Consider the following 476-nt stretch of genomic DNA (forward strand, 5'->3'; position numbering starts at 1 on the left):
CATGATCATGGGCCAAAACACTCCCTTATTCAATTCAATCAATCTGTCCATAAGGCGGCGACGGGGAACAGTTTGGGCGAGTAAGTTGGGCATCTCCTACCAGACTGATGAAACCCCTTGGTGTGGTCTGTTTGTCGCCCATTGCATGAGCCTTGTTTCTGATCGCCTGCCAGCAAATCCTCTAGGGTCTCGGCAATGGGCAAAATACGGCAGACGGTTAGATAAAGGGGTGCCTGGCTCTATTCTCGTCTTCTGGCGCGGTAGTCCTCGCGGTTGGAACGGGCACGTTGGTTTCTACGTTTCCGAGAGTGCCGGCCACTATCACGTGCTTGGTGGCAATCAGTCCAATGCCGTCACAACTGCAAAGCTTTCAAAGCGGCGGCTCTTAGATATCCGGTGGCCGGAAAGCTATCCAGTGAAAGGAGAGCGGGTGTTGCTGAGCCTCCCCCATCCACCCCTATAGTTAGGAAAGCGGA

1 protein-coding gene is annotated in these 476 nt (G+C 53.8%); it reads left to right on the top strand.

The genetic code is table 11. The annotated features are described in order from the left end of the window. Positions 1-463: TIGR02594 family protein (locus tag PsWM33_RS26910; protein WP_082827078.1), on the top strand; the 463-nt coding region annotated here is incomplete at its 5' end. Between the last annotated feature and the right edge of the window lie 13 nt (positions 464-476).

Origin of the sequence: Pseudovibrio sp. WM33, from assembly GCF_001623165.1 — a bacterium.
Classification (GTDB): domain Bacteria; phylum Pseudomonadota; class Alphaproteobacteria; order Rhizobiales; family Stappiaceae; genus Pseudovibrio.